Source organism: Blastococcus sp. PRF04-17 (assembly GCF_023016265.1).
GTDB lineage: Bacteria > Actinomycetota > Actinomycetes > Mycobacteriales > Geodermatophilaceae > Blastococcus_B.
Map to the genome: position 1 here is coordinate 4,532,371 of NZ_CP095412.1, position 26,028 is coordinate 4,558,398.

Sequence of the window (26,028 nt, forward strand, 5' to 3'; positions counted from 1 at the left end):
GCCCGGACGGCCATCAGGACGCCGCCCCCGGCACCAGGTCGGCGATCGCGGCCTGCGCCTGCTCGACCAGTTGCTGCCGGTAGGCGATCATCTGCTTGCCCATGCCGAAGAGCACCAGCCCGACGAGCACCCCGTCGCGGTGGTAGCCGACGACGCTCTCCGTCTGCAGGTCGCCGTCCAGCACGCGGACGTCGTCGAGGCCCAGCGCCGGCAGGCCGAAGGACTGGATCCGGACGCCGTACTGGTCGCTCCAGAACGTGGGCACCGGGAAGAACGGCGGCCCCTCCGGCCGGTGGCCCTCGATGCCGGCGAGCAGGCTGCGCGCCGCGTGCCCGGCCATGTCGGTGGGCATCGTCCAGTGCTCGATGCGGTGCAGGTTGCCCGACATGGGCACGGGGAAGCGGGCGACGTCGCCGACGGCGACCACGTGCGGCACGGGGGCGCCGGACCGCAGCGGGTGCAGGTCCAGGTCGCAGAGGACGCCGTTGCTCAGGTCGAGGCCCTGGCCCTCCAGCCAGCCGGTGTTGGCCACCGAGCCCACGGCCTCGACGACCACGTCGGCCGGCAGTCGGGTGCCTTCGTCCAGGAGAACCGCCGACGGACCGTCCTCGCCCTCCACCGCGACGACCGTGCGGCCGAGCGCGAAGCGGACACCGTGCTCCTCGTGACGGCGGCGGATCTCCCCGCCGACCAGTGGGCCGACCTGCCGCTCGAGCGGCACCGAGAAGGGCTCGACGACCGTCACCGTGCAGCCGAGCCCCACCGCGGTGGCGGCCACCTCGCAGCCGATGAAGCCGGCGCCGACGATGACGACCTGGGCGCCCGGGCGCAGCTGCTGGTGCAGCGCGTGGGCGTCCTCGGCGGTGCGGATCGCGTGCCGCCAGTGCAGCGGCGCGTCGAGGGCCAGGCGCCGGGACGAGACGCCGGACGCGGCGACCAGTCCGTCGAAGGCGAGCGTGCCGCCGTCGTCCAGGGTCACGGTGCGCGCGTCGAGGTCGGCCGCGGTGACCGTGGTGCCCAGGCGCCACTCGACGTCCTCGGTCGACGGGCGGCGGCGGAAGGCGAGGGCGGCCGGGTCGACGCCGCCCTGCAGGGCGGCCTTCGTCAGCGGCGGCCGGTTGTAGGGGTGGTGCACCTCGGTGCCGACGACGACGAGGTGGTCGGTCCACCCCGCTCCGCGCAGCTGCTCGACGGCCCGGAGGCCCGCCAGTCCGGCTCCGACGACGACGATGCTGCGGCTCATCCTCTTCCCCTCACGCTATTCATGCATATGATTAGTCTAGAGAGCGCCGACAATCAAGCCCCGAGGAGTCCCGCATGACCGCGTCCACCGAAGCCCCGTCCGCCGGTCTCCACGGCTCCGTCATCGGGATCCTGGGCGGCACGGGCCCCCAGGGGCGCGGGCTGGCCAAGCGCTTCGCCGAGAGCGGCCTGCGGGTCGTCGTCGGCTCGCGCTCGGCCGAGCGGGCCGAGACCGTCGCCTCGGAGCTGGGCGCCGGCGTGCGCGGGGCCTCGAACGAGGACTGCGCCCGGTCCGCCGACGTCGTCGTGGTCGCCGTGCCGTGGGACGGGCACCGCGAGCTGGTCGAGTCACTGGCCAAGGACCTCGCCGGCAAGGTCGTCGTCGACTGCGTCAACCCGCTCGGCTTCGACGAGCGCGGGCCGCACGCCCTCGCCGTCGAGGAGGGCAGTGCCGCGCAGCAGGCCCAGCAGCTGCTCCCGGACTCGACCGTCGTCGCGGCGTTCCACCACCTGTCGGCGGTCAGCCTGCTCGACGACGACGTGACCGACGTAGGCGCCGACGTCCTGGTCCTGGGGGACGACCGCGCGGCGACCGACCTGGTGCAGGAGCTGTCCGGCCGGATCGCCGGCTGCCGGGGCATCTACGCCGGCCGGCTGCGCAACGCCCACCAGGTGGAGGCGCTCACCGCCAACCTGATCGCGATCAACCGGCGCTACAAGGCGCACGCCGGCGTCAAGATCACCGACGTCTAGGAGCCAGAACCGCGGTTTCGGCCCCCCAGGAGGGGGGCCGAAACCGCGGTTCTGGCTCCTCAGGGGTGGGGCGGGTCGCCGCTGCGCGGCCGGCGCGGTAGCCGAAGACCAGCGCGGGTCCCAGCGTGCCGCCGGCGCCGCCGTAGACCATGCCCGTCGGACCGGCCATCACGTTGCCGGCGGCGAACAGGCCGTCGATGCGGTTCCCGTCGACGTCGAGCACCGCGCCGTCCACGTCGGTGCGCGGACCGCCCTTCGTGCCGAGGGTCGAAGAGATGAGTTCGACGGCGTAGTACGGCGCGGTGTCCACCGGGCCCAGGGTCGCCGCCGTGCCCGGATAGGCCGACCGGTCGCCGCACCAGCCGTCGTACGCGCTGTCGCCGCGACCGAAGTCGTCGTCGTGGCCCTTCTCCGCGAGGGCGTTGAAGCGCGTGACCGTGGCCTGCAGAGCGTCCGCGGGCACGCCGATCCGCTCGGCCAGCGACGGCAGGTCGTCGGCGCGCAGCACCCAGTCCGGCAACGGGCCACCCGCCGCCGTCCCGAAGCCGCCGTACCGGTCGACGAATCCCTGGTCCATGATCAGCCAGCAGGGCTGGTTGAGGTAGCTGAACGAGGCGGCGTCGAACTGGTGGAACGCGCCCCCCAGGGCGTTGTAGTTGGCCGCCTCGTTGGTGAACCGCTCCCCGAACCGGTTGACCATCAGCGAGCGCGGCAGCGTGCGCTCGCGCAGCACGAGCAGGACCGGCTGGTGTGCCTGGTCCTCCGGCTTGGGCAGGGCGGCGACCGGTACCCACCACGCCTCGCGCATGTTGCCCAGGCGCGCGCCGAGCCGCATCGCCATCCGCAGCCCGTCCCCGGTGTTCGTCGGGACTCCGGCGGGGAAGCGGATGGGGCCGCGCAGGAAGTCGCGGACCAGGGACTCGTCGTGCTCGAACCCGCCGGTCGCGAGGATCACCGATCGCGCACCGACCTCGACCGGCCCCTCGGCGGTCTCGAACCGCACCCCGACCACGCGGTCGCCGTCCGTGACCAGCTCGGTCGCCCGGTGCCCCGTGCGGGGGACGACGTCGTGGTCCAGGCAGCCCTTGAGCAGCGAGCCCACCATCGCCCGGCCGAGCCCCTCGATCTGCTCGGCCCGCCGTTCGGCCTCGACATCGGCCGGCAGCACGCCGGTGCCCCCACCGATCGGGGTCTCGGTCACGCGCATCGGGCGCGTGACGCCGACCATCCGCTCGCCCCAGCCGGGGATCTGGCGGAACGAGAACAGCTCGGGCTCCAGCGAGCGACCACCCTGCGGCTTCCCGCCCGGGTGCTCCGGGTGGTAGTCCGGGAACCCCGGCACCAGGCGCAACTGCAGCGGAGTGGAGGTCTCCAGCCACTCGCACAGCTCGGGGCCGGTGTCGACGAAGGCCTCGGCGAGTTCTGGGAGGATCATCCCGTGGGACAGGCTCGCCAGGTAGGCCAGCCCCTCCTCCCGGGAGTCGCTCACGCCGGCCTCGGCCGCGTACTTGTTGGCCGGCAGCCAGGCGACCGCGCTGGACAGCGCGGTGGTCCCCCCGACCTGGTCCGACTTCTCGAACAGACCCACTCGCGCCCCGGCGTCGGCCGCGGCCAGCGCCGCGCAGAGGCCGGCGGCGCCGGTGCCCAGGACGACGACGTCGAACTGCTCCACGATGTGGCCCCTCCGCTGTCGGTCAGCTCAGTAGGACGGGATGGCCTCGGGGTCCGCCGAGCCCTGCAGCACCCGCGGGCCGGGGGTGAAGGTGGCCGGGATGCTCATCCAGCCGTTGTTCGTGCCCTGTTGCGGGTAGGGCTTCAGGGCCGACTCGTCGACCACGTAGTCGCCCATGCGGGTCAGGATCTGGGTCAGCATCTCCTTGGCCATCGCCCGGCCCAGGTGCGAGCCGGCGCAGCGGTGCACGCCCAGGCCGAAGGCGACGTGCCGGTTCGGCCACCGCTCGATGTCGACCTCGTCGGGGTTCTCGAACTGCTCCGGGTCGCGGTTCGCCGACGCCCAGGCGAGCAGCACGCGGTCGCCCTGCTTCATCGGGCAGCCCTGCAGCTCGGTGTCCTGCGTGACGGTCCGGGCGAGGGCCTGGGTGGGGGAGAAGAACCGGAGGAACTCCTCGATGGCCTTGTCCAGCAGCGACAGGTCGTCGCGGAGCCGCTGGCGCACCTCGGGGTTCTGGTACAGCCAGACGACGGTGTTGCTGGTCAGGGACGCCGTCGTGCCCACGCCGCCGGACAGCAGCAGGTCGACCATGCTGAAGACCTCTTCGTCGGTGACGGGCCGGCCGTCGACCTCCGACTTCACGAGGTAGCTGATGATGTCGTCGGTCGGGTTCGCCCGACGCGCCGCGATGACCTCGCGGGTGCGCTTCTCCAGGTACGGGAAGTCCACCTCGACCGCCTGGCGGTACTCCTCGCTGCCCCGCTTGGCGACGAGGGTGGCGTGGAAGGCCGACGCGTAGCGCTTCCACTCCGCGACGTCGAGGCCCAGCCAGTCGACGGTCACGATCGCCGGCACGCCGATCACGTCGGCCATGTCGCACTGGCCGTCCTCGATGATCTGGTCGATGAACCAGGTGACGTAGTGCTTGACGATCGGCTCCATGCGCTCGATGGCCGCCGGCGCGGTGATCAGGTTGATGATCTTCCGCCACTTGCGGAACTCGGGCGGGTCGATCTCGATCGGGATGTGGAAGGGGTGCTTGGTCTTCGGGATGACCACCGACAGGCCCTCGCCGCCGTACTGGTCCAGGCGCGCGGACGAGAACCTGTCGTCGTCCCGGGCGGCCTCGAACAGCGGCTTGTAGCCGGAGAGCACCCAGTAGCCACCCCATGCTTCGGTGTAGGCGATGGGACTCTGCTGGCGCAGCGCCCGGTACGAGGCGACCGGGTCGGCGGAGTGCTCCTCGGAGTTGTGATCGAAGTGCACGACCGGGCAGCGTCCGTTCTCCGACATTGCTCCACCTTCCAAGGGTTCCGCGGTTTCGTGATGATGGTTATATTCGATCCGTCGGGTGTCAATGCCGGGCACCCGCGTGGCGACAGTGTGCGCAGCGCGCTGAGGTGTGGAACAGGAGACGTCGTGCGGGTCAAGGTGAACGAGCAGTGCCAGGGACACGGCCTGTGCCGGCTGAGCGCGCCGGACCTCTTCTTCGCCCGCGAAGAAGACGGCAACGCCTACGTGAAGGACGAGAACGTGCCTCCCGGTCGCGAGGAGGACGCGCAGCTGGCTGCTGACAGCTGCCCGGAGCTGGCCATCGAGGTCTACTGACCATGACCCCGGGTCGCGTGCTGGCGATCGGGGCCGGCTCGGCCTACGCGGACGACCAGCTCGCGCCGGCCGCGGCCATGGCCGACAGCGGCCGGGTCGGCTACCTGGGCTTCGACTGCCTGGCCGAGCGCACGATGGCACTGGCCCAGGTCCGCCGTCGCCGCGATCCGGCCGCCGGCCAGGACCAGCGCATCGCTGCGCTCGTCCCGCTCCTCTCGAACTACCTCTCGGCGGCCGCAAAGTGGTCGGCAACTTCGGCGCGGCCAACCCCGACGCCGCCTACGAGGACTTCGCCAAGGGCCTGCACGCGATCGGCCTGCGCGGGGTCCGGATCGGCGTCATCCGTGGGGACGACGTACGGGCGCTGGTGCGCGACCTCGACTGCGAGCTCCCCGAGCTCGGGACCACCGTCGGCGCACTCGGTGACCGGGTGGTCTCGGCCAACGCCTACATCGGCGCCGGACCGGTCGTCGACTGCCTGCGCGACGACGCCCAGATCGTCCTCGGCGGCCGGCTGGCCGACCCGTCGCTGTTCGTCGGCCCGATCTGCCACGAGCTCGGCTGGGAGCTCGACGACTGGGACCGCGTCGCGCACGCGACCATGGTCGGCCATCTGCTCGAGTGCGGGGTGCACTCCACGGGCGGCAACTTCGAGGACCCGCCGTACCGCGTCGTGCCCGACCCCCACGACCTCGGCTTCCCGCTCGCCGAGGTGGAGGACGGGTCCGCCGTCATCACCAAGCTGGCCGGCACGGGCGGCGCGGTGGACGAGCGGACGATGAAGACCCAGCTGTACTACGAGATCCACGACCCCACCGCCTACCTCACGCCGGACGTCACCGCCGACTTCTCCGACATCCGCGTCGAGGACCTGGGAGGGGACCGCGTCCGCCTCTCCGGCGCCCGCGGCCGGGAGTGGCCCAGTCACCTCAAGGTGCTCGTCGGCGTCGACCAGGGATTCCGGGCCACCGGAGAGATGTCCTACGGCGGGCCGGGCTGCGTGGACCGGGCGCGTCGCGCCGAGGAGATCGTCCGCCGTCGCCTGGAGCGCTGGGCCGGGGAGATCGACGACGTCCGCTTCGACCTGATGGGCATGACGTCGCTGTTCGGCGACCGCCTCGCCGGGCCGACGCCGACCGAGGTGCGGCTGCGCGTCGCGGCCCGCACCCGCACCGAGGAAGCCGCCCGGGCCGTGGCCCACGAGGTCGAGCTCCTCTATTTCGGCCCGGCCGGCGGCGGCGGCAACACCTGGTCCGTGGTGCCGGCGCTCGGGGTCACGCCGGCCTACGTCCCGCGCGAGCTGGTGGAGCTGGAGACCGAGGTGATCGCGGCGTGAAGCTGCGCGAGATCGCCTACAGCCGGTCGGGGGACAAGGGCGACGTCAGCAACATCTGCGTCTTCGCCTACGACCCCGCCGACTACCCGGTGCTGGCCGAGCGGCTCACCGCCGACGTCGTCCGCGCGCACTTCGCCGGGCTGGTCCAGGGTGACGTCGTCCGGTACGAGCTGCCCAACGTGCACGGGCTCAACTTCGTGCTCGACCGCGCGCTCGGCGGCGGTGTCTCCATGACGCTGCGCGTCGACCCGCACGGCAAGTCCTTCCAGTCCCTCGTCCTGGACATCGATCTGTGAGCAGGTGCCGAGCGTGATCGACCCGACCCTGGCCGAGCGCACCTGCTACGTCGACGGCGCGTGGGCGCCCGGCGACGGTGACGGGTTCACCTCCGTCGAGCCCGGCACCGGCCGCGAGCTGGCCACCTGGCGGCTGGCCGGCATGGAGCAGGCGGACGCCGCGGTGGCCGCGGCACGCCGCACGTTCGACGCGGGGGAGTGGCGTCGCCGGTCGCCGGCCGAGCGGGCCGCCGTCCTGCGCCGGATCGCCGACCTGCTCGAGCGGGAGCACGAGCAGCTCGCCCGGCTCGTCGTCGCCGAGGTGGGCTCGCCGATCAGCCTCGCCCGCACGCTGCAGACCGCGGCGCCGGTCGCGGTCTTCCGCTGGGCCGCCGACATGGCCGAGCGGGGCCCCCGGGGCGGCTACGAGGAGCGCCTGCCCCCGCAGCGCGGACCGCTGGCGTCGGAGAGCGTGCTGCTGCGCGAGCCGATCGGCGTGGTCACCGCGATCACGCCGTACAACTACCCGGTCAACATGATCGCCTGGAAGGTCGCACCGGCCCTGGCCGCGGGCTGCTCCGTCGTCCTGCTGCCCTCGCCGCGCGGCACCCTCTGCTCGGTGGCCTTCCTGCGGCTGGCCGAGGAGGCCGGCCTGCCGTCGGGTGTCCTCAACCTCGTCCCCGGCGACCCGCGGGTGGCCGAGCGACTGTGCTCCCACCCCGACGTCGACATGGTGACGTTCACCGGTTCCAACGAGATCGGCGCGGCCGTCATGACCGCCGCCGCCCCGACCGCCAAGAAGGTCGTGCTCGAACTCGGCGGCAAGTCGCCGACGGTGATCCTGCCCGGGGCCGACCTCGACCGTGCCGTGACGCCGTCGATCCTGCGGTTCTGCCGCAACGCCGGCCAGGGGTGCGGCGCGACCACCCGCATCCTCGTGCACCGCGACGACGCCGAGGCGTTCCTCGACCGCGCCCGCCGGGTGATCGACGGGCTGCCCGTCGGCGACCCGTTCGACGAGCGCATCGAGGTCGGGCCGCTCATCACCGCGCAGCACCGGGACCGCGTGCGCGGCTACGTCGACCGGGCGCTGGAGAAGGGCGCGACGGTGCTCGCCGCCGGCACCCCGCCGGAGGGTGACGGCTTCTTCCTCCCGCCGATGCTCATCGGCGACGTGCACCCCGACGACGAGATCGCCCAGGACGAGCTGTTCGCGCCGGTGGCGGTCGTGTTCGTCTACGACACCGTCGACGAGGCGGTCGCGATCGCCAACAACAGCCGGTACGGGCTCAACGCCCTCGTCTGGGGCGACCCGGACGACGCGCGTGCGGTGGCCGGGCGGCTGGTCACCGGCACGGTCGCGGTCAACGGCGGCGGCGGGTCGCGGCCCGACGTCCCCTGGGCGGGGGCCAAGCAGTCCGGCGTCGGCATGGACATGGGCGAGGACGGCTTCGGCGAGTTCTTCACCGTCAAGCACCTCCAGTGGCCCGCATGACGGTGCCGGTCGCGCCGACCCGGGACGTCGGCTGGCTGGTGCGGCGCTGGGCCACGGTCGCTCCCGACCGGCGCTTCCTCACCTGGGCGCCGTTCGACCAGCCCTCCGCCACGTGGACCCGGGCGGAGTTCGCCCGCGACGTGGCCGCTCTCGCCACCGCCTTCCGCGCCCGCGGCGTGCGCCCCGGCGACCCGGTCGCCCTGGTCCTGACCAACCATCCCGACTTCCTGCTGGCCTGGACGGCGGCGACCAGCATGGGCGCCGTCGCGGTGTGCCTCAACCCGGGCAGCTCGGTCGACGAGCTGCGCTACGCGCTCGGCCACAGCGGCTCGATCGCGGCGGTGGCGTCCGCCGACCGTGCCGACGACGTCGGGACGGCCATGCCCGACCTGCGGTTCCTCGCGGTCAGCGGGAGCAGCGGGGACGACGCCGTGGCCACCCTGCTGGACACCGAGCCGGACCAGGGCGGCCGCCTCGTCGCCGCGGACGCACCGGCGTCGATCCAGTACACGTCGGGCACGACCGCGCGCCCCAAGGGCGTCGTCTGGACCCAGGCCAACTGCCTGTGGGCCGGGCAGGTCGGCACGGCGCACCAGGGGCTCGGGCCGGCCGACGTGAACCTGCTGCACCTGCCGCTGTTCCACACCAACGGGCTGTCGTACTCGTTCCTCTCCAGCCTGTGGTCGGGCGGCGAGGTCGTCCTCATGCCCAAGTTCTCGGCCTCCCGGTTCTGGGACGTCTCGGTGCGCCACCGGGCGACCTGGACGTCGGTGGTCTCGTTCTGCCTGCGAGCGCTGGCCGACCGGGAGGTGCCGGACGCCCACGCATACCGCGGCTGGGGGAGCAGCTCCTGCCTCGACCCGGCACCCGTCACCGGCGGCGTCCCGGTCGTCGGCTGGTTCGGCATGACCGAGACGGTCTCGCACCCCGTCGTCGGGGGCCTGCTGCACCGCGACCGGCCCGGCTCGATGGGCCGGCCGGCCCCGGAGTACGAGGTGGCGGTGCTCGACGACGACGGCGCGCCGGTCGAGCCCGGCGCCACCGGGGCGCTGCACGTGCGCGGACGGCGCGGGGTCTCGCTGTTCCTCGAGTACCTGCACGACCCGGAGGCGACCGCCCGAGCGTTCACGCCCGACGGGTGGCTGGTCACCGGCGACCGGGCGCGGCTGGAGGACGACGGCACGCTGAGCTTCGTCGAGCGGGACAAGGACGTGCTCAAGGTCGGCGGCGAGAACGTCGGCGCCCCGGAGATCGAGCGGGCGCTGCTCGCCGTGCCCGGCGTGCAGGAGGCCGCGGTCGTGGGCCGGCCCGATCCCATGCTGGGCGAGGTGCCGGTGGCGTTCGTCCTCCCGCGGCCCGGCGCCGAGGTCACCGCCGACGCCCTGGAGCGCAGCTGCGCCGACCTGCTGACCCCGGTCAAGCGGCCGCGGGAGGTGCGGATCGTGGCAGCGCTGCCGCGCTCGACGCTGGACAAGGTGGCCAAGGCGGAGCTGCGGTCGCTGCTGGCCGCGGAGTCGGCCGATGGTTGAGCCGGGCCCGCTCGCCGGCGTCACCGTCGTCGAGCTGGCCGGGATCGGCCCCGGGCCGTACTGCGCGATGCTGCTGGCCGACATGGGGGCCTCGGTGTTGCGGGTGGACCGGGCTGGACCGCTGTCGGCCGACTACACGCCGAACCCGGTGCTCGAGCGTGGCCGCCGGTCGGTGGCGGTCGACCTCAAGCAGGATCGGGGGCGCGAGCTCGTGCTGGGCCTGGTCGAGCGGGCCGACGTCCTGCTGGAGAGCTTCCGGCCCGGGGTGGTCGAGCGGCTGGGCCTGGGCCCGGACGCCTGCCTGGCGCGCAACGCGCGACTGGTCTACGGCCGGCTGACCGGCTGGGGCCAGGACGGTCCCCTCGCCACCGCGGCCGGCCACGACGTCAACTACATCTCGCTGACCGGTGCGCTGCACGCGATGGGGCGGGCGGGGGAGCGGCCGGTGCCGCCGCTGAACCTGGTCGGCGACTTCGGCGGGGGCGCGTCGGCCATGGCGTTCGGCATCGTCTGCGCGCTGCTCGAGGCACGCACGTCGGGCCGGGGCCAGGTCGTCGACGCCAACGTCTTCGACAGCACCTCGACCCTCATGGCGCTGATCCACGGGTTGCGCGCCCGCGGCAAGTGGTCGGACCGGCGCGGCGACAACCTGCTCGACACCGGCTGTCCCTACTACGACGTCTACACCTGCGCCGACGGCCGCTGGGTCGCCGTCGGCGCGATCGAGGAGCGGTTCTTCCGCACGATGCTCGACGTCCTCGGGCTCGGGGCGGACCCGGCGCTCGAGGGCAGCCACAAGGACCGCGGCCGCTGGCCGGCGCTGCGCGACGCGCTCACCGCCGCCTTCGCCACGCGCAGCCGCGACGAGTGGGCCGAGGCGTTCGAGGGCGTCGACGCCTGCGTCACCCCGGTGCTCGACCTCGACGAGGCGCAGCGCCACCCGCACGCGCTGGCCCGGTCCTCCTACGCGCCGCTCGACGGGAGCCCGTTCCCCCAGCCCGCCGTCGCCCCGCGGTTCAGCCGGAGCGGGACGCCGGTGCCGGCGCCGGCGGTGACGCCAGGGCAGCACACCCGCGCGATCCTCGCCGAGCACGGCTACGACGACGCCGCGGTGGCCGAGTTGCTCGCCGCCGGCGTCGTGGCCCAGCCCTAGGGAGCCGAAACCGCGGTTCCGGCCCCCTCTCAGCGGAGCCGGAACCGCGGTTGTGGCTACTGGTGGACGCCGACGGTGACCGGGAACGAGGCGAAGCGGTCGGCGGCGGTGTCGGTGCGCTTCACCGGGGGGCGGTCCGGGACGAGCCGCACGTCCCGGCGGAACAGCTCGGCCATGATCCGGGTGAGGACGCCGATGTTCACGTCGTCGCGGTCGACCTTGCCGACGGCGCCGCCGCCCAGCGCCACCAGCCGCCCCGGGCACGTGTGCGGACCCGAGCCGAAGGACAGCCCGTAGGGGTGGCTGCGCCCGCCCACGGTGCGGTGCGGGTCGAACCGGTCGGCGTCGGCACCGAAGGCGTCCTCGTCGCGGTTGGCGGCGTTGAGGTCCAGCGCCAGCGCTTCACCCGCCGCGATGCGACGGCCCGTGGAGAGCACCTTGTCCTCCAACGCCAGCCGGAGCAGGGCCGGCACCGGTGGGTGCACCCGCAGGGCCTCGCTGACCGCCCGCTGCAGGAAACCCAGGTCCGTGGTCTTCTCGACGTCTTCCGGGTGCTCCTCGAGCCAGCGGGTCAGCTCGAGCAGCGTGTGCGGCGCGCTGTGCGTCGTCGTGCTCGCCGACGCGATCAGGAAGAAGATGCACTCGCGCAGGAGGTCGTCGTCGTCCCACGAGTCGTACTTCTTCAGCAGGATGGTGAGCAGGTCCTCGGGCAGCTCGTCCTCGGTGAGTTCCCCGGCCCGGTACCGGGCCACCAGGTCATCGCGTCGCCGGCGGGCCGGCTCCCAGAACCGCGCCGCGAACTCCTGCTTCGCCGCGAGCGCGGTGCGGACGACGGCGTCCGGGTCGGCCGCCCACTCCACCGACGCGCCCTCACCGAGCGGCCCGGCCAGCTCCTTGAGCCGCAGGACGGCGTCGAGGCTGTCGACCCCGTCGAGGCCCACGATGCGCGCGCTGACCCGGAGGAGCGCGTTGTGCGTGACGGTCAGCAGGTCGATCTCGCCGTCCGGCGACGCCACCGCCTCGTCGAGGGACTCCTGCACGGCCGGCATCACCAGACCGAACTCGTACTCCATCAGCGACCGGCGGGAGAACATCACGATCTCGCTCCGCCGGCGCTCGTTGTGGGCCGGGCCCACCAGCGTGAGCAAGGAGTTGCCGACGACCGGCCGGCTGCGCCCCTCGTGCAGGGAGGCCCCGAAGTCGTGCGAGAGCAGGATCTCCAGCGCCTCGGCGTGGCTCCGGATCCAGGTCACCTGCCCCCGGACGCTGGCGTCCCAGGCGGCGGCGTCTCGAGTGGTCACGCGAGCCCCCGAGTTCAGACGGTCTGCGCGGCCGGGTCCCGCACGACCCGGTCGACGGAGCGGATCTCCCGGACGGCGGGGACGATGTCGCGGCCCAGGTCGTCCAGGTAGGCGACGACCTGGTCGCTGGACATGTGCGGCCACTGCGCGCGGACCAGGATCGGGTCGATGGGCACGATCTGCGCGAGCGCGCGGATCTGCTCGATGCACTCGTCGGGCGTGCCGATGAAGGTCTCCTTCGCGGCGACCGCGCGGAACTCCCGGCTCAGCTCACCGGCGTCCCGCGTGGCCAGCTGGCGGGCGGCGTAGGCGAGCAGCCGCTCCTTGGCCATCGCCTCGAACCGGTCGAACGCCGCGTCCCGGGTCGCCGCGGGGATGATCTCGCGGCGCAGCGGGTGCCTGACCTGGGGCCGGCCGAGCCGCTCGCGCTCGTCCTCGTAGACGGACATGAGCCGGACCATCTCGGGCACCTTGGTCTCGGGCGTCACCGGCCAGCCGTCGCCCAGCCGCGCCGACCGCCGCACGCCCGCGTCCTTCATCGCGCCGATCCAGATCGGCGGGTGCGGGTCCTGCCACGGCGGGATGTGGGTGTGCCCGTCCTGGAAGGACCAGAACCGGCCCTCGTAGCTCACGACGTCCTGCGTCCAGAGCATCTTCATGATCTGCAGGGCTTCGTCGAACATGGCGAAGCGCTGGGAGTAGTCGACACCGAGCGCCGTGAACTCGTCTTCCCGGTAGCCGGCGCCTGCCCCGACCACGAGCCGGCCGCGGCTCATGATGTCGAGGGTGGCGAGGTCCTCGGCCAGGGCGATCGGGTGGAACAGCGGTACCTGGACGACGGCGGTGCCCAGGGTGACGTGGTCGTCGAGCTCCGCCGCGATGCGCGCCAGCGTGGGGATCGGCTGGAGCCACCGGTAGTCGCCGTAGAGGTAGTGGTGGCCGATGGTGATGTAGGTCAGCCCATTGCGCTGCACGGCCTCCACCTGGCGCAGCAGCGCGTCGAGGTGCTCGCGGGGCGAGACGCTGCCGTGCACGTCACCGAGGATCACGCCGATCTGCATGTCGACCTTCCTGGTCGAAAGACGGAGTCCTTCCCTATCATATGCATTGATTCCAGGGAGGAAGCCGGATGAGCCAACCGCGAACCTGCCCGGTGGTCGCCTTCGACCACAACTCGCCCGAGCACTCGGCCGACCCGGTGGCCTCGTACGCCCGGCTGCGCGCCGAGGCCCCCGTCGCCTGGACCGACGCCCACGGCGGCTTCTGGGTGCTCTCGGACTACGACGCGGTCTTCGAGGCCGCCCGGGACGATGCCACCTTCAGCTCCGGTCGAAGCTCCTACGGCGGCGAGGGGCTGGCCAACACCATCCCCAAGGCGCCGGTGCGGCTGCACATCCCGGTCGAGCTGGACCTGCCCGAGCATCGCAGCTACCGCAAGATCCTCAACCCCGTCACGTCCCCGGCCGCGGTCGCCGAACTGCAGCCGATGATCGAGCGCTGGACGACGTGGTTCATCGACCAGGTCATCGAGGCGGGCTCCTGCGACTTCGCGAGCGTCATCGGCGTACCCGCGGTCGTGACCCTGGACTGGCTGGGCCTCGACGTCGACGACTGGCGCCGCTACTCCCGGGCGCTGCACTCGGTGCTGGCCGACTCGCCCGGGAGCCCCGCGCACACGCACGCCGTCGAGGTGGACATCCCCTGGATGGAGGAGCAGATCACCGCCGCGATCACGGCGCGCCGCGCACGGCCGTCCGACGACCTGATCAGCTACCTGCTCGCCCAGGACGTCGACGGTGCACCCATCACCGACGACGCCGCGTACTCGATGGTCGAACTGCTCATCTCCGGCGGGGTGGGGACGACGGCGTCGCTGGTGAGCCAGACGCTGGTCCATCTCAGCCGGCACCCGGGGCAGCGCCGGCAGCTCGTCGAGGAGCCCGAGCTGCTCACCCGCGCGGTCGAGGAGTTCCTCCGCGTCTTCTCCCCGACCCAGGCGCTGGCCCGCACCGTCACCCGTGACACGGAGTTCCGCGGCTGTCCGATGAAGAAGGGCGACCGGGCACTCCTGGCCTGGAGCTCGGCCAACCGCGACCCCGCCCAGTTCGAGGACCCCGACGACGTCGTCCTCACCCGGTGGCCCAACCGGCACACGGCCTTCGGCATGGGGATCCACCGATGCGCCGGTGCGCACGTCGGACGCGCCATCGCCCGCCAGCTGATCGGCGAGATCATCCGGAGGATGCCGGACTACGTCGTCGATCTCGACGGGCTGCAGACCTACGCGCACCAGGGGGTCAACGCCGGCTTCCAGCGCATCCCCGCCACGTTCACCCCGGGCCCCCGCCTGGGACCACCCTGATGGGTCTGCCCGGCCGCCTCGATCCCGAGGTGGCGGCGGTCCTCGACGCCGTCCCCTCGCTCGACCTGGCCGACATCCCGCGGGCCCGTGTGGAGCGCGAACGACTCGCCGCCGCGGGCCGGGCGCGGTGGACGCCCAGCGGGCGCGTGCACACCGCGGACGTCATGGTGCCGGGGTTCGCCGGTGATCCGCCCGTGCGCGTCCGGGTGCACCGACCGACCGCCCGGTCGACGGGTGCGGTCCTGCTCTGGGTGCACGGCGGTGGTCACGTGCTGGGCTCGGCCGACCAGGACGACCCGTTGCTCGACCGGCTGGTCGCCCGCACCGGCTGCGTGGCGCTCGCGGTCGACTGGCGACGGGCCCCCGAGCACCCGTACCCGGCGGCGTTGCACGACTGCTACGCCGTCCTGGCCGCGGTCGCGGCGGGGATCCCGGGGGTCGACGGCGACCCCGGACGGGTGGTCGTCGGCGGTGCGAGTTCCGGTGGGGGAGTGGCCGCGGGGCTGGCCCTCCTGGCCCGCGACCGCGGCGAGTACGGCCTCGCCGGTCAGCTGCTGATCTACCCGATGCTCGACGACCGGGAGCTCACCGTCTCCAGCCGCACCGTCACCGACCACCGCGTGTGGAACCACGTGAGCAACCGCATCGGCTGGGCGGCCTACCTGGGCGGGCTCACGGCCGACGACGTGCCGGCGTACGCCGCACCGGCGCGGGCGGCCGATGTCTCCCGCCTGCCGCCGACGTGGATCGCCACCGCGGAGCTCGACCTGTTCCGCGACGAGGACATCGGCTACGCCGCCCGCCTCTACGAGGCCGGCGTGCCCACCGAGCTGCACGTCTACCCCGGTGCCGTGCACGGTTTCGACCTCTTCGCACCTGAGGCCGGAGTGAGTCGGCGTTTCGTCCGGGACCGTGACGAAGCGGCCGATCGACTGTTGCGCGATTGACCTTTGGTAACGACCGTGCCGGATCCGGGGCGGGCTATGGACATCGCCTGGGACGCCCCCTATGGTGACCGTCACACATGCCGATGATGCGCATGATTGTCATAGCTAGGAGAGGTTGGGATGAGGATCTCGCGTTCACGCCGAGCCGGGGTCGCCGTGGCGGCAGCCGGCTTGATGCTGGTGTCGGCCTGCGGTGGCGATGGCGGTAGCACCTCGGGCGGGGGTGGCGGCGGCTCCGAGGGCGGCGACCTCCCCGAGGTCATCAACTTCGTCAGCATTCAGCCTCAGACGGGCCCTGCCGCGTTCGCCGGGCTCTCCGCGGAGGACGGGTTCAAGCTCGCGATCAAGGAGATCAACGAGCAGGGATTCCTCGGGGACAACACCACGATCGAGGTGGAGTACAAGGACACCCGAGGTCAGATCCCGACCGCCGCGAGCGAGTTGAGCACGGCGATCGCGAACCAGAGCGTCTCCGCCGTCTACGGCTCGGTGTCCAGCCAGGAGGCCGTCGCGCAGTCGCCGCTGGCCCAGCAGGCCGGTCTGCCGATCATCTACACGCAGGCCGGCAGCGAGGGCGTCATCGTCGGTGACGCGACGTACCGGATGACGCCGCTGATGAGCTCGTACTACCCGGTCCTGCAGGACTACGTCGACGAGAACGGCTGGGAGACCGTGGGCGTGGTGTACGCCTCCACGCCCACCCTCGAGGAGGTCGCCACCAAGTCGCTGGAGGGGCTCGGCCTCGAGGTGGTCGCCTCGGTGAACGCCCAGCTGACCACCCAGGACTACACCCCGGCGATCCGGCAGATCCTCGCGGCGGACCCGGACGTGGTGTCGCTGCTCCTGGTGGGTGCCTCCAACCCGACGGCCATGACGCAGTTGCGGCAGGCCGGGTACGACGGGCCGGTGCTCGGCAACCTCGGCGCCAGCGCGGGCAACCTGTCGCCGGCCGGTGAGGACGGCGCCGGCATGGTCTGGGCGACCGACTTCCACCCGGCCCAGGACATCGAGTCCACGCAGGCCTTCGTCGAGGCCTACGAGGAGGAGTACGGCGAGACGCCCCTGAACTACGCGGCCGAGGGTTACGACGCCGCTTGGTTCCTGGCCCGTGCGATCAAGGAGGCCGGCTCGGCAGATCGGGCCGCGATCGTCGAGGCCATGGGCACCATCTCGTCCCAGCCGTGGACCGGTGCGCTCGGCGAGGGCCTGAGCTTCGAGGACAACACGATCCAGGTGCCCGGCGCCGCCGTCGAGTGGACCGGCACCGAGGGCAAGCTGCTCTACTACGCCGACGGGAGCTGACCCTCCTTCCCGGAGGAAGCCACCTGCCACGCTGAACCGAGGCGGTGGGCCGCACATCCCATCGCGGCCCACCGCCTCGCCACTCCCGATCCCATCCAGAGCGGAGCGGACAGTTGCAAGAACTACTGAGCGTGATCAGCCTCGGCTCGATCTATCTGCTCTTCGCCCTGGGGCTGAGCCTCACCTGGGGCACGATCGACATCCTGAACTTCGCCCATGGGGCGATCTTCATGTTCGCGGCCTTCACGGCTTACCTGGTGCTCGACTACGTCGAGCTGCCGATCATCGCCGTCGTGCTCCTCTCGGTCCTGGTCGGCGGGCTGCTCTCGCTGATCATCCAGGTGCTGGCCTTCGAGCAGATCCTCAAACGAGCGCGGACCAAGCGGTCGGCGGAGATGCAGATCCTCATCGGCGGGATCGGCATCGCCACCATCCCGCTGGCGATCGCGCAGCACGAGACCAAGAGCAACCCGTTCGGCCTGTCGCGGTCCACCTTCGACGTCAACGTCTGGCAGTTCGGTGACGTCCGGATCACCAACATCGCGGTGATCACGATCATCGTCGGGATCGCCCTCTGGGCCGTGACCGCGCTGTGGTTCCGCCGGTCCAAGCACGGCCTGGCGCTCCGCGCGATCGGCGTCGACTCCGAGGTCGCCAGCCTGATGGGCATCAACCGGCGGCAGCTCGCCCTGGTGACCATGGCGGTCGCCGGCGGCATGGCGGGCCTGGCCGGGGTGCTCTTCACCTACACGATCGGCGCGATCGTGCCCGAGAGCGGCGACGTGCTGCTCATCAAGGCGTTCGCCATCGTCATCCTCGGCGGCGTCGGGTCGATGGCGGGCGTCGCCTTCGGTGCCTTCGCCCTCGCGGGCGTCGAGACCTGGGTCCTGCTGAACACCAGCGGCTCCTGGACCGACGCGGTGGCCTTCGGCCTCATCTTCCTGGTTCTGCTGGCCCGGCCGTCCGGCGTGTTCGGCCGCAAGGAGGTTCGACGGGCATGAGCTCCTGGTACTTCGGCAACCTGGTCCTCATCCAGGCGACGATGACGGGCCTGCTCATGGCCCTGTCGGTGCAGGTCCCCCTGCGCATGGGCGTCTTCTCCTTCGCCGGGGTCGGCTCCTACGGCCTCGGCGCCTACACCGCGGCGCTGCTGACCATCCACCTGCAGCTGGGCTCGCTGCAGGCCATCCTCCTGGCGGTGGTCGCCACCTCGGTGATCGGGCTCCTGCTGGGCCTGCTCATCGCCCGGCTGGCCGGCCTGTACCTGGCCATGGCGACCGTCGCCTTCGACCTGATCATCACGGTCATCGCGATCAACGGCGGCACGTTCACCGGATCGTCGACCGGCCTCTACGGCGTGCTGTCGGACTTCACGATGCCGATGATGTTCACGCTGACCCTCATCGCCCTCGGCCTGGTCGTCCTGAGCGAGCACGGCAAGGTCGGCCGCCGGGTGCACGCGGTGCGCGACGACCAGCAGCTGGCGGCGTCCGTCGGCATCAACGTGCGCCGGTACCGGCTCACCGCGTTCGTCGTGAGCGGTGCCCTCGGCGGCCTCGCCGGTGCCATGAACGTGATGGTCCGGACCACGATCGGCCCGCTCGACATCGGGTTCCACCTGATCGTCCTGGCGCTGACGATGATCATCGTCGGGGGCGCCATGTCCTGGAAGGGCGCCGTCATCGGTGCGGTCATCTTCACCTGGATGCCGACGTGGCTGGCCTTCGTGGGCACGTGGCAGCACCTGATCTACGGCTTCATCGTGGCCATCGCCGCCGTGCTGCTGCCCCGTGGCATCCACGGCGTCTTCGTGGACCTCACGCGGGCGATCCAGCGTCGCCGGCGCAAGCCGGCCACGCCACCGCCGGCGGAGAGCGAACCGGAGCCGGACCTCGAGCCGCTGATGACCGGTCCGACGTCCGGACAGGCCACCCCGCCGGCCGGCGGGTCCTCGTCCACGTCGCTCCTGAGGGGGAAGGCATGACCGTCCAACCAACCGGGAGCACGGCCGCGACGGCGTCGAGCTCCGGCAACCCTGTCCTGGAGCTGCGCGACGTCGCGGTGCACTTCGGTGGTGTCAAGGCCGTCGACGGCGTCACGCTCAAGCTCGAGCCGGGTCTCATCTACGGCATCATCGGGCCGAACGGATCGGGCAAGACGACGCTCATCGGTGCCATCACCCGGCTGACGCAGCTGACGCGGGGCGAACTGCTCTTCGACGGGCAGGACTACACCGGTGTGCGGCCGGACAAGCTCGTGCACCTGGGCGTCGCCCGCACCTTCCAGACCGTCCGGCTGCTGCCCGATCTGGATGTGCAGGCCAACATCCAGCTCGGCGCCGACGCGCGCGGCGGCGGCCCTGCTGGAGGTCTGAGCGCACGGATCAAGGCGCTCGCCGGCCGCGGCACGACCTCTCCGGAGGTGGCCGAGGCCATCGCCCGGACCGGACTCGAGGGCTTCGAGTCCTACTACCCGACGGAGCTGTCCTACGGCACGCAACGGCGGGTGGAGATCGCGCGGGCCATGGCCATGCAACCGCGACTCCTGCTCCTGGACGAGCCGACCGCCGGCATGAACCAGGCGGAGCGGGCGGAGATCTCGGCGCTGCTGAAGAGCATGCGGTCCCGCGGTGACCTCTGCCAGCTCCTGGTCGAGCACGACGTGCAGATGATGATCGACACCTGCGACTACGTGTTCGCGATGAACACCGGGCAGGTCATCGCCGAGGGAGAACCGCGCGAGGTCGTGCAGAACCCCCTGGTGCAGGAGGCCTACCTCGGAAGGAAGTTCCGCGAGCATGCTTGAGATCCGCGACCTGCACGTCAACTACGCCCACGTCGAGGCGGTTCGGGGGGTCTCCCTCTCGGTGGAGCCCGGGAAGATCACCCTCGTCCTCGGGCCGAACGGGGCCGGCAAGACCACCACGCTCAAGGCGGTCGCCGGCCTGGAGCCGCCGGCCGGCGGCACGGTCACCCTGGACGGCGCCGACATCACCGGCCTGGCCCCGCACGCGATCGTGCGCCGGGGTGTCGCCCTGGTGCCCGAGGGCCGGCGGATGTTCGGGCCGCTGTCGGTCGCGGAGAACCTGCGGCTGGGCGGGTACACCGCGGCCAAGTCCGACTTCGACGAGACCCTGGCCCGGGTGTACGAGATGTTCCCCATCCTGCGGGAGCGCAGCGAGGGTGCCGCGGCGCTGCTCAGCGGCGGTGAGCAGCAGATGCTCGCGTTCGGGCGGGCGCTGATGTCGCAGCCGAAGGTCATGCTCCTCGACGAGCCGTCCATGGGTCTGGCGCCGGTCGTCGTCGACCGGATCCTGGAGCGGGTGCGCGCGATGGCCGACGCCGGCATCGGCATCCTCATGGTCGAGCAGAACGCCGAGGCCGGCCTCGACGTCGCGGACCAGGTCGTCGCCGTCACCCGTGGCGAGGTCGTCTACTCCGGTCCGGCCAAGGAGGCCCGCAGCCACGCGTCGGTGCTCCGCGCGTTCCTCGGCGAAGCCGCTCTGGCGGAGTGACCGTGGCGGAGGACGTCCGCCGCGGCTACGTGGTCACAGGGGCCGGCTCGGGCATCGGCGCGGCCATCACCCGCAGCCTGCTCGGCGCCGGGTACTCGGTGGTCGCCACCGGGCGCACGGAGCAGCGCCTCGCCGCCCTCGCCGAGGAGGCCGACGCGGGGGAGCGGCTCACGGTCACCGTGGCCGACGCGGGGAGCTGGGAGGCCAACGAGCGCGTGGTCGAGCTGTGCGCCGACCGGTACGGGCGGATCGACGGGGTCGTCGCCAATGCCGGCTACACGGTGCCCGGCGACGTCCGCACCTCCGACGTGTCGCTGTGGCCTGACATGGTGGCGACCAACGTGCTCGGTCCGGCCTACCTGGCCCGGGCGGCGGCCACGCACCTCGAGGCCTCCGGCGGCCGGATCGTGATCATCGGCAGCGTGGCCGGCCACAAGAACTCGCCGGGCAACCTGTACGGGGCCACGAAGTGGGCCGCCACGGGCCTCGCGGAGAACCTGCGGATGCTCTTCGCCCCGGTCGGCGTGGGCGTCTCGCTGGTCTCGCCGGGCGTGGTGGACACCGGCTTCTACCCGGCCGGAGTCCCGGAGGTACGCATCGGGCCCGGGGAGATCGCCGCCGCCGTGCAGTACGTGCTGGAGTGCCCGTCGGACGTCGACCTCAGCACGGTGGTGGTGCGGCCCCGGCGTCAGCTCCTCTGAGCCGTCCACCCCGCGCAGGTCGCCGTCCCGGGCCCCGACATCCGTCGGGCCCGGGACGTGCCCGTCACCAGCGGATGGGCTTGTCCAGTGCGTCGGGGTACTTGCGCGAGGCGTAGAGCAGGTACTCGTCGATGTGCGTGCGCATGCTCTTCTCCGCCCGCTCCGGGTCGGCGCTCCGGATGGCCTCGAAGATCTCCTGGTGCGCCTTGAGGACGGCCTGGCGCCGCTTGATCGGGTACTGGATGCCGTGCACGGCACCGCTGATGTCCATGGCGCCCACCATGACTTCGACCAGGTGGCCGAACAGCGCGTTCCCCGAAGCCCAGGCGATCACGTTGTGGAAGCGGCGGTTGGTGTCGAGGTAGACCTCGACGTCGTCGATGCCCTCGGCCATGTCGGTGACCGACAGCTCCAGCTCCGCCAGGTGCTCCGGAGTGATCCGGCTCGCGGCCTGCTGGGCCATGACGGGCTCGAAGGCCTCCCGCGCCTCGGCGATCACCTGGTACTTCGCGCCGTCGAACTGCAGGAGGAGCGTGAGCGTGGTCGCCAGGTTGTCGGCGGTCGGCTTCTCGATGACGGGGCCGCCACCGGGGCCGGGCTTGAAGGACAGCACTCCCTGGAGCTCCAGGAAACGCAGCGACTCGCGCAACGTGCCGCGGCCGGCCTCGTAGGTCTCCATCATGACGCGCTCGGGCGGCAGCTTCTCGCCGGGTCCCAGCCCCTCGCGCTCGATGTCACGCACGATGCGCTGCGCGACGATCAGCGCCATCTTCTGGGGGCGGATCGAGTTGGTCACTCTGGGCTCACTTCGGCCTCGGTTCGGGGAGATCCCGGCCGCCTGCTCGACCATCGCCCATGTCCTGCCGGACGATCCTGCCGCGCTCTGCTGCGGACAGGGGTATATCCATTGGCATGATTATACGTGTCATCACCGAGAACCGGTAGTGCCGATGTGCCGGTGTGCACGTGGACGGTCACGGCGGGTGCACGCCCGCGCGCCGGCCCGCCGGGGTCCGCCGCTCGCCGCAGAGCGGTTGTGCGAGACCGGGTGGCCCGAACCCTTTGCAGACACCGCGTCGAGCGCTTACCCTGATCACCATTATTAGAAACCGGCGAGGGGAGCTCCCGTGGTCGACATGCTGAGTGCCGAGGACGAACGGGAGATCCGGACGTCGCTCCGCAAGGTCATGGCGCCGTACACGGACGAGTACTGGATGCGTCACGACATGGACCACGAGTTCGCGTGGGACTTTCACGACGCGATGGCCGAGGCCGGCTGGATCGGCATCTGCATCCCGGAGGAGTACGGCGGGGGTGGAGCCGGGGTCCAGGAGGCGGCGCTCCTGCTGGAGGAGGTCACCGGCAGCGGCGGGGCGCTGAACGCCGGCACCACCGTCCAGGTGGGGCTCTTCGGCCTCGAGCCGCTCGTCAAGTACGGCAGCGAGGAGCAGAAGCGCCGCTTCCTCCCGCGGGCCGCCGAGGGCAAGCTCCAGGTGTCCTTCGGCGTGACCGAGCCCGACGCCGGCACCGAGACGACGAACATCACCACCTTCGCCGAGAAGGTCCCCGGTGGCTACAAGGTCAACGGGCGCAAGGTGTTCATCTCCCGCGCCGAGCAGGCCGAGCGGCTGCTGCTGATCACCCGGACGGCGCCCCGCGATGCCGGCGCCAAGCCGACCGACGGCATGACCCTGTTCTTCACCGAGATGAACCGGGACCACATCAAGGTGCAGCCGATCCCGAAGGTCGGCCGCAACGCCGTCTCGACGAACATGCTGTTCATCGACGACCTCTTCATCCCCGAGGAGGACCGGATCGGCGAGGAGGGCAAGGGCTTCAAGTACCTGCTCGCCGGCCTCAACGCCGAGCGGATCATCGTCGCGGGCGGCTGTCTCGGCATGGGGCGGGCCGCGCTGCGCCGGGCGACCGAGTACGTCAAGCAGCGCGAGGTGTTCGGCCGGCCGATCGGGATGAACCAGGGCATCCAGTTCCCGCTGGCCGACTCGCTGGCCAAGCTCGACGCGGTCGAACTGCTCATCCGCAAGGCCGCCTGGATGTACGACAACGGCATCCCGTGCGGCAAGGAGGCGAACGAGGCCAAGTACCTGGCGTCGAGCTGGGCCTTCGAGGCCTGCGACCGCGCCATGCAGGTCCACGGTGGCTACGGGTACACCAGCGAGTACCACGTCGAGCGGTACTGGCGTGAGTCGCGGGTCCAGCGGATCGCGCCCATCTCGAACGAGCTCGTACTGGCCTACCTGGCCGAGAAGGTCATGGGCCTGCCCCGGTCGTACTGACCCGATCGGGTTGCCCCGCCGGGTGTCCGGCGGGGCAACCGGCCGAAAGGTGCCTATCATCGGCGCCGTCCAGGCTCGTTCGCGGCGAGGCACCGCAGCCACCCGCACTGATCGGGAGGTTGCCCGGTGGCGCAGCGCACCGAGAAGGTGGCGGAATCCGTCGCGCGCGAGATCGTCCAGGAGATCCGCCGCAACAACCTGGAGCCCGGGGCGACCCTCCCTCCCGAGAGCGCGATGCTCGAACGCTTCGGTGTGGGGCGCGGCTCCCTCCGGGAGGCGTTGCGCATCCTCGAGGTGAACGGTCTCGTCGTGCTCAAGCCGGGGCCGCGGGGCGGCCCGGTCGTCGCCCCCCGGGACCCCGCCAGCTTCGGGCAGATGATGACGCTGCACCTCCAGGCGCTCGGGACCACCTACCGGCAGCTGCTCGAGGCCCGAGTGGAGTACGAGGCCGTCCTCGCCCGCATGGCGGCCGAGCGCGCGGGCGACGAGGCCGCGCAGATCATGCGCGCCGCGATGGGCACCCCGCCCTCCCAGCCCGGCGACGACCAGGAGTACGTGGGGGCGACCGGCGGGTTCCACAGCGCCGTCGGGCTCGCGTCCGGCAACCCGGTCCTCGCCCTCGCGGCCGACGCGATCTACGCGATCTGGTCGGTCCGCGTGACGCGCGTGCTCTACCCACCGGACCAGCGGGACGACGTGCTGCGCGACCACGCGCAGATCGCCCGGGCGATCGAAAAGCGTGACGCGCGACGGGCCGAACGCCTGATGCGGGAGCACATGGACCGCTACAAGGAGTTCTGCGAGGCGCGCTATCCCGCCCGCATGGACGACCTGGTCGACTGGAGCTAGCTCCTCGACCCGTAGAGCTCGAGCGCGGTGCGGCCGAGGACGGCGGCGCGTTCCGCGGACGACAGCGGAGCGCACGCCGTGGTCACCGCCGCCCACACCTCGGCGTAGGTCGCCGCCTGCAGGCAGACCGGCCAGTCCGACCCGAACACCACGCGATGCGGGGTGAACGCCTCCAGCGCCACCTCGACGAACGGCGCGAGGTCGGCGTAGACCCAGTTCGGCGGGGCGATCGTGTGGACGCCGGACAGCTTGCACCAGACGTTCGGCTCGGCGGCCAGCGCCCGCAGGCCCGTGGCCCACGGCTCGACCTGCGCCGACGCGATCGGTGCCTTGCCGAGGTGGTCGAGCACGAACCGGAGGGAGGGATGCTGCCGCACGGTGTCGAGCGCCGCGGGGAAGTGTTCCGGGCGGATCATCAGGTCGAACGGCAGCCCCCGCGCCTCGAGCGCCGTCAGGCCCCGCCGCACCTCCGCCGACCGCAGCCACCCGGCCGGGTCGGCCTCGGCGAGGGCCTGGTGACGGATGCCCACCAGAGCGGGGTCGTGCGCGAGCTCGCTCAGCGCCCCGTGCGCGTCGGGGCGCGCCAGGTCGATCCACCCGACGACGCCGGCCACGAGATCGTCGTCGCGCGCATGCTCCAGGAAGACCCGTGTCTCGTCCGCGTCGTTGACCACCTGGACGAGGACGACCCGCTCGACCGGCGTGCCGGCCAGCGCCGTGCGCAGGTCGGCCAGGCCGAAGTTCCGCCGGATCGGCGCGTCCGGCCGCATCCAGCCGTGGTCGTGCGCGTCCAGGTCCCAGACGTGCACGTGGGCGTCGACGACGCCGGTCCCCGTCCTCACCGATGGCCTCCCCGGTCGCGGATCGTCGCTTGACGGCAATCCATGACTACCATCAATATAGATCTGTGAGTGATGCCGCGGACCGAGTGCAGGTCGAGGACAGGAACGACACCCGCTGGATCCGGCTGAACGCCCCGGAGCGGCGCAACGCCTACGACCAGGCGATGGCCGACCGCATCTCCGATGCCCTCGAGTCGGCCAACGGCGTGCGGACCGTCGTCATCACCGGGGTCGACCGCAGCTTCTGCGCGGGCGGCTCCCTCTCGACGATGAGCACGCCGACCACGGGGCAGATGCGGGTGCTCTACCGCGCCTCGCTGCGCCTGTTCGACGCCATCCGGCTCTGCCCCCGCCCCGTCATCGCGGCGGTCAACGGTGCGGCGGCCGGCGGCGGCAACGAACTCGTCGTCGCCTGCGACCTGGCCATCGCCGCCCGCTCCGCCACGTTCGGCCAGACCGGCCCGAAGGTGGGCAGCGCGCCGGTCACCGGCGCCACGAACGTCATGTCGGTGCAGATCGGCGAGAAGCGCGCCAAGGAGCTCAGCTTCCTGTGCCGGCGCTACACCGCGGAGCAGGCACTGGAGCTCGGCCTGGTCAACGCCGTCGTCGAGGACGACGAGCTCGAGGCCGAGGTGCAGCGCTGGATCGACGAGCTGCACGAGAAGAGCCCGCGCTACCTGGAGATCGCGAAGGTGAGCTCGAACATCTGGTGGAACCAGTCCCGCGACTCGTTCACCAACGGTCTCGGGATGCTGGTGCAGGCCGTCGGCAGCGACGACATGGTCGAGGGCGCCACCGCGTTCCTGGAGAAGCGCAAGCCCCAGTTCCGGCTGACCGAGGACGTCTGACG

Annotated in this window: 25 protein-coding genes and 1 pseudogene; 19 read left to right on the forward strand and 7 right to left on the reverse strand. The window is 72.0% G+C overall.

Features of this window, described 5'->3' with window-relative positions:
* Window positions 1-13: 13 nt before the first annotated feature.
* The gene (locus tag MVA48_RS23030) at window positions 14-1,243 is read right to left on the reverse strand and encodes an NAD(P)/FAD-dependent oxidoreductase (RefSeq protein ID WP_246984173.1); all 1,230 of its coding nucleotides are present in this window, start codon (window positions 1,241-1,243) and stop codon (window positions 14-16) included.
* A gap of 74 nt (window positions 1,244-1,317) precedes the next feature.
* Between MVA48_RS23030 and npdG the strand changes: the two genes are divergently transcribed.
* A complete protein-coding gene (gene npdG, locus MVA48_RS23035) occupies window positions 1,318-1,995 on the forward strand; it encodes an NADPH-dependent F420 reductase (protein WP_246984182.1) in 678 nt (225 codons plus the stop codon).
* Here npdG and MVA48_RS23040 read toward each other — a convergent pair.
* Complete coding sequence (locus tag MVA48_RS23040) at window positions 1,982-3,667, reverse strand: FAD-dependent oxidoreductase (protein ID WP_246984184.1); 1,686 nt, start codon at window positions 3,665-3,667, stop codon at window positions 1,982-1,984. The genes npdG and MVA48_RS23040 overlap by 14 nt on opposite strands.
* 27 nt (window positions 3,668-3,694) lie before the next feature.
* Entirely contained in the window at window positions 3,695-4,960 is a 1,266-nt protein-coding gene (locus tag MVA48_RS23045; protein ID WP_246984186.1) for a cytochrome P450, read from the reverse strand.
* 126 nt (window positions 4,961-5,086) lie between these two features.
* Between MVA48_RS23045 and MVA48_RS23050 the strand changes: the two genes are divergently transcribed.
* The 7 genes and pseudogenes from MVA48_RS23050 to MVA48_RS23075 all read left to right on the forward strand — a co-directional run bounded on the left by MVA48_RS23050 (window position 5,087) and on the right by MVA48_RS23075 (window position 11,063).
* Complete coding sequence (locus tag MVA48_RS23050) at window positions 5,087-5,275, forward strand: ferredoxin (RefSeq protein ID WP_246984188.1); 189 nt, start codon at window positions 5,087-5,089, stop codon at window positions 5,273-5,275.
* A 2-nt stretch (window positions 5,276-5,277) separates the two neighbouring features.
* A pseudogene (locus MVA48_RS24415) lies at window positions 5,278-5,463 on the forward strand (acyclic terpene utilization AtuA family protein); the annotation flags it as partial.
* Window positions 5,464-5,516: 53 nt separating this feature from the next.
* The gene (locus MVA48_RS23055; RefSeq protein ID WP_256461109.1) at window positions 5,517-6,611 is read left to right on the forward strand and encodes an acyclic terpene utilization AtuA family protein; all 1,095 of its coding nucleotides are present in this window, start codon (window positions 5,517-5,519) and stop codon (window positions 6,609-6,611) included.
* Window positions 6,608-6,907 (forward strand): AtuA-related protein, encoded by a 300-nt coding sequence (locus tag MVA48_RS23060; protein ID WP_246984190.1) that lies wholly within the window; start codon window positions 6,608-6,610, stop codon window positions 6,905-6,907. The genes MVA48_RS23055 and MVA48_RS23060 overlap by 4 nt, the downstream gene beginning before the upstream one ends.
* Window positions 6,908-6,920: 13 nt before the next feature.
* Window positions 6,921-8,381 (forward strand): aldehyde dehydrogenase family protein, encoded by a 1,461-nt coding sequence (locus MVA48_RS23065; RefSeq protein ID WP_246984192.1) that lies wholly within the window; start codon window positions 6,921-6,923, stop codon window positions 8,379-8,381.
* Window positions 8,378-9,910, forward strand: a complete 1,533-nt coding sequence (locus MVA48_RS23070; RefSeq protein WP_246984194.1) for an AMP-binding protein — start codon at window positions 8,378-8,380, stop codon at window positions 9,908-9,910. The genes MVA48_RS23065 and MVA48_RS23070 overlap by 4 nt, the downstream gene beginning before the upstream one ends.
* On the forward strand, window positions 9,903-11,063 hold the full coding sequence (locus MVA48_RS23075) for a CaiB/BaiF CoA transferase family protein (RefSeq protein ID WP_246984196.1): 1,161 nt from the start codon (window positions 9,903-9,905) through the stop codon (window positions 11,061-11,063). The genes MVA48_RS23070 and MVA48_RS23075 overlap by 8 nt, the downstream gene beginning before the upstream one ends.
* Window positions 11,064-11,119: 56 nt before the next feature.
* Here the strand turns inward: MVA48_RS23075 and MVA48_RS23080 are convergent, their stop codons facing one another.
* Window positions 11,120-12,364 (reverse strand): cytochrome P450, encoded by a 1,245-nt coding sequence (locus tag MVA48_RS23080; RefSeq protein ID WP_246984198.1) that lies wholly within the window; start codon window positions 12,362-12,364, stop codon window positions 11,120-11,122.
* Between the two features lie 14 nt (window positions 12,365-12,378).
* A complete protein-coding gene (locus MVA48_RS23085) occupies window positions 12,379-13,425 on the reverse strand; it encodes an LLM class flavin-dependent oxidoreductase (protein WP_246984200.1) in 1,047 nt (348 codons plus the stop codon).
* A gap of 68 nt (window positions 13,426-13,493) precedes the next feature.
* On the opposite strand from MVA48_RS23085, the gene MVA48_RS23090 reads away from it, so the two are divergent.
* The 8 genes from MVA48_RS23090 (at window position 13,494) to MVA48_RS23125 (ending at window position 21,190) form a co-directional block, all read left to right on the forward strand.
* Window positions 13,494-14,726, forward strand: a complete 1,233-nt coding sequence (locus tag MVA48_RS23090) for a cytochrome P450 (RefSeq protein WP_246984202.1) — start codon at window positions 13,494-13,496, stop codon at window positions 14,724-14,726.
* Window positions 14,726-15,673: an alpha/beta hydrolase gene (locus MVA48_RS23095; RefSeq protein ID WP_246984204.1), complete on the forward strand. Its 948-nt coding sequence runs from the start codon at window positions 14,726-14,728 to the stop codon at window positions 15,671-15,673. The genes MVA48_RS23090 and MVA48_RS23095 overlap by 1 nt, the downstream gene beginning before the upstream one ends.
* 120 nt (window positions 15,674-15,793) lie before the next feature.
* Window positions 15,794-16,975 carry an ABC transporter substrate-binding protein gene (locus MVA48_RS23100; protein WP_246984206.1) on the forward strand — a complete coding sequence of 394 codons (1,182 nt, stop codon included), beginning with the start codon at window positions 15,794-15,796 and terminating at the stop codon, window positions 16,973-16,975.
* Window positions 16,976-17,106: 131 nt separating this feature from the next.
* Window positions 17,107-17,976 carry a branched-chain amino acid ABC transporter permease gene (locus tag MVA48_RS23105; RefSeq protein ID WP_246984208.1) on the forward strand — a complete coding sequence of 290 codons (870 nt, stop codon included), beginning with the start codon at window positions 17,107-17,109 and terminating at the stop codon, window positions 17,974-17,976.
* Window positions 17,973-18,959: a branched-chain amino acid ABC transporter permease gene (locus MVA48_RS23110; RefSeq protein WP_246984210.1), complete on the forward strand. Its 987-nt coding sequence runs from the start codon at window positions 17,973-17,975 to the stop codon at window positions 18,957-18,959. Before MVA48_RS23105 ends, MVA48_RS23110 begins: the two co-directional genes overlap by 4 nt.
* Window positions 18,956-19,780, forward strand: coding sequence for an ABC transporter ATP-binding protein (locus tag MVA48_RS23115; RefSeq protein WP_246984218.1), 825 nt, complete (start codon window positions 18,956-18,958; stop codon window positions 19,778-19,780). Before MVA48_RS23110 ends, MVA48_RS23115 begins: the two co-directional genes overlap by 4 nt.
* On the forward strand, window positions 19,773-20,489 hold the full coding sequence (locus MVA48_RS23120) for an ABC transporter ATP-binding protein (protein ID WP_246984220.1): 717 nt from the start codon (window positions 19,773-19,775) through the stop codon (window positions 20,487-20,489). Before MVA48_RS23115 ends, MVA48_RS23120 begins: the two co-directional genes overlap by 8 nt.
* Before the next feature lie 2 nt (window positions 20,490-20,491).
* Window positions 20,492-21,190 (forward strand): SDR family oxidoreductase, encoded by a 699-nt coding sequence (locus tag MVA48_RS23125; protein ID WP_246984222.1) that lies wholly within the window; start codon window positions 20,492-20,494, stop codon window positions 21,188-21,190.
* A 64-nt stretch (window positions 21,191-21,254) separates the two neighbouring features.
* Here the strand turns inward: MVA48_RS23125 and MVA48_RS23130 are convergent, their stop codons facing one another.
* A complete protein-coding gene (locus tag MVA48_RS23130) occupies window positions 21,255-21,986 on the reverse strand; it encodes a FadR/GntR family transcriptional regulator (RefSeq protein ID WP_246984224.1) in 732 nt (243 codons plus the stop codon).
* A gap of 340 nt (window positions 21,987-22,326) precedes the next feature.
* On the opposite strand from MVA48_RS23130, the gene MVA48_RS23135 reads away from it, so the two are divergent.
* Both MVA48_RS23135 and MVA48_RS23140 read left to right on the forward strand, forming a co-directional pair.
* Window positions 22,327-23,487, forward strand: coding sequence for an acyl-CoA dehydrogenase family protein (locus MVA48_RS23135; protein ID WP_246989356.1), 1,161 nt, complete (start codon window positions 22,327-22,329; stop codon window positions 23,485-23,487).
* Window positions 23,488-23,613: 126 nt separating this feature from the next.
* Complete coding sequence (locus MVA48_RS23140; RefSeq protein WP_246984225.1) at window positions 23,614-24,336, forward strand: FadR/GntR family transcriptional regulator; 723 nt, start codon at window positions 23,614-23,616, stop codon at window positions 24,334-24,336.
* Here MVA48_RS23140 and MVA48_RS23145 read toward each other — a convergent pair.
* Window positions 24,333-25,178: an amidohydrolase family protein gene (locus tag MVA48_RS23145; protein ID WP_246984227.1), complete on the reverse strand. Its 846-nt coding sequence runs from the start codon at window positions 25,176-25,178 to the stop codon at window positions 24,333-24,335. The genes MVA48_RS23140 and MVA48_RS23145 overlap by 4 nt on opposite strands.
* A 65-nt stretch (window positions 25,179-25,243) precedes the next feature.
* On the opposite strand from MVA48_RS23145, the gene MVA48_RS23150 reads away from it, so the two are divergent.
* On the forward strand, window positions 25,244-26,026 hold the full coding sequence (locus MVA48_RS23150) for an enoyl-CoA hydratase/isomerase family protein (RefSeq protein ID WP_246984229.1): 783 nt from the start codon (window positions 25,244-25,246) through the stop codon (window positions 26,024-26,026).
* The last annotated feature ends 2 nt before the right edge of the window (window positions 26,027-26,028 follow it).

What these genes read in the sequence shown, in the direction of transcription:
- MVA48_RS23135 (WP_246989356.1), top strand. Translation starts at nt 22,327, where the DNA reads ATGCTGAGTGCCGAGGACGAACGGGAGATCCGGACGTCGCTCCGCAAG.
- MVA48_RS23095 (WP_246984204.1), top strand. Translation starts at nt 14,726, where the DNA reads ATGGGTCTGCCCGGCCGCCTCGATCCCGAGGTGGCGGCGGTCCTCGAC.
- MVA48_RS23045 (WP_246984186.1), bottom strand. Translation starts at nt 4,960, where the DNA reads ATGTCGGAGAACGGACGCTGCCCGGTCGTGCACTTCGATCACAACTCC.
- MVA48_RS23110 (WP_246984210.1), top strand. Translation starts at nt 17,973, where the DNA reads ATGAGCTCCTGGTACTTCGGCAACCTGGTCCTCATCCAGGCGACGATG.
- MVA48_RS23090 (WP_246984202.1), top strand. Translation starts at nt 13,494, where the DNA reads ATGAGCCAACCGCGAACCTGCCCGGTGGTCGCCTTCGACCACAACTCG.
- npdG (WP_246984182.1), top strand. Translation starts at nt 1,318, where the DNA reads ATGACCGCGTCCACCGAAGCCCCGTCCGCCGGTCTCCACGGCTCCGTC.
- MVA48_RS23030 (WP_246984173.1), bottom strand. Translation starts at nt 1,243, where the DNA reads ATGAGCCGCAGCATCGTCGTCGTCGGAGCCGGACTGGCGGGCCTCCGG.
- MVA48_RS23085 (WP_246984200.1), bottom strand. Translation starts at nt 13,425, where the DNA reads ATGCAGATCGGCGTGATCCTCGGTGACGTGCACGGCAGCGTCTCGCCC.
- MVA48_RS23120 (WP_246984220.1), top strand. Translation starts at nt 19,773, where the DNA reads ATGCTTGAGATCCGCGACCTGCACGTCAACTACGCCCACGTCGAGGCG.
- MVA48_RS23115 (WP_246984218.1), top strand. Translation starts at nt 18,956, where the DNA reads ATGACCGTCCAACCAACCGGGAGCACGGCCGCGACGGCGTCGAGCTCC.
- MVA48_RS23070 (WP_246984194.1), top strand. Translation starts at nt 8,378, where the DNA reads ATGACGGTGCCGGTCGCGCCGACCCGGGACGTCGGCTGGCTGGTGCGG.
- MVA48_RS23075 (WP_246984196.1), top strand. Translation starts at nt 9,903, where the DNA reads ATGGTTGAGCCGGGCCCGCTCGCCGGCGTCACCGTCGTCGAGCTGGCC.
- MVA48_RS23100 (WP_246984206.1), top strand. Translation starts at nt 15,794, where the DNA reads ATGAGGATCTCGCGTTCACGCCGAGCCGGGGTCGCCGTGGCGGCAGCC.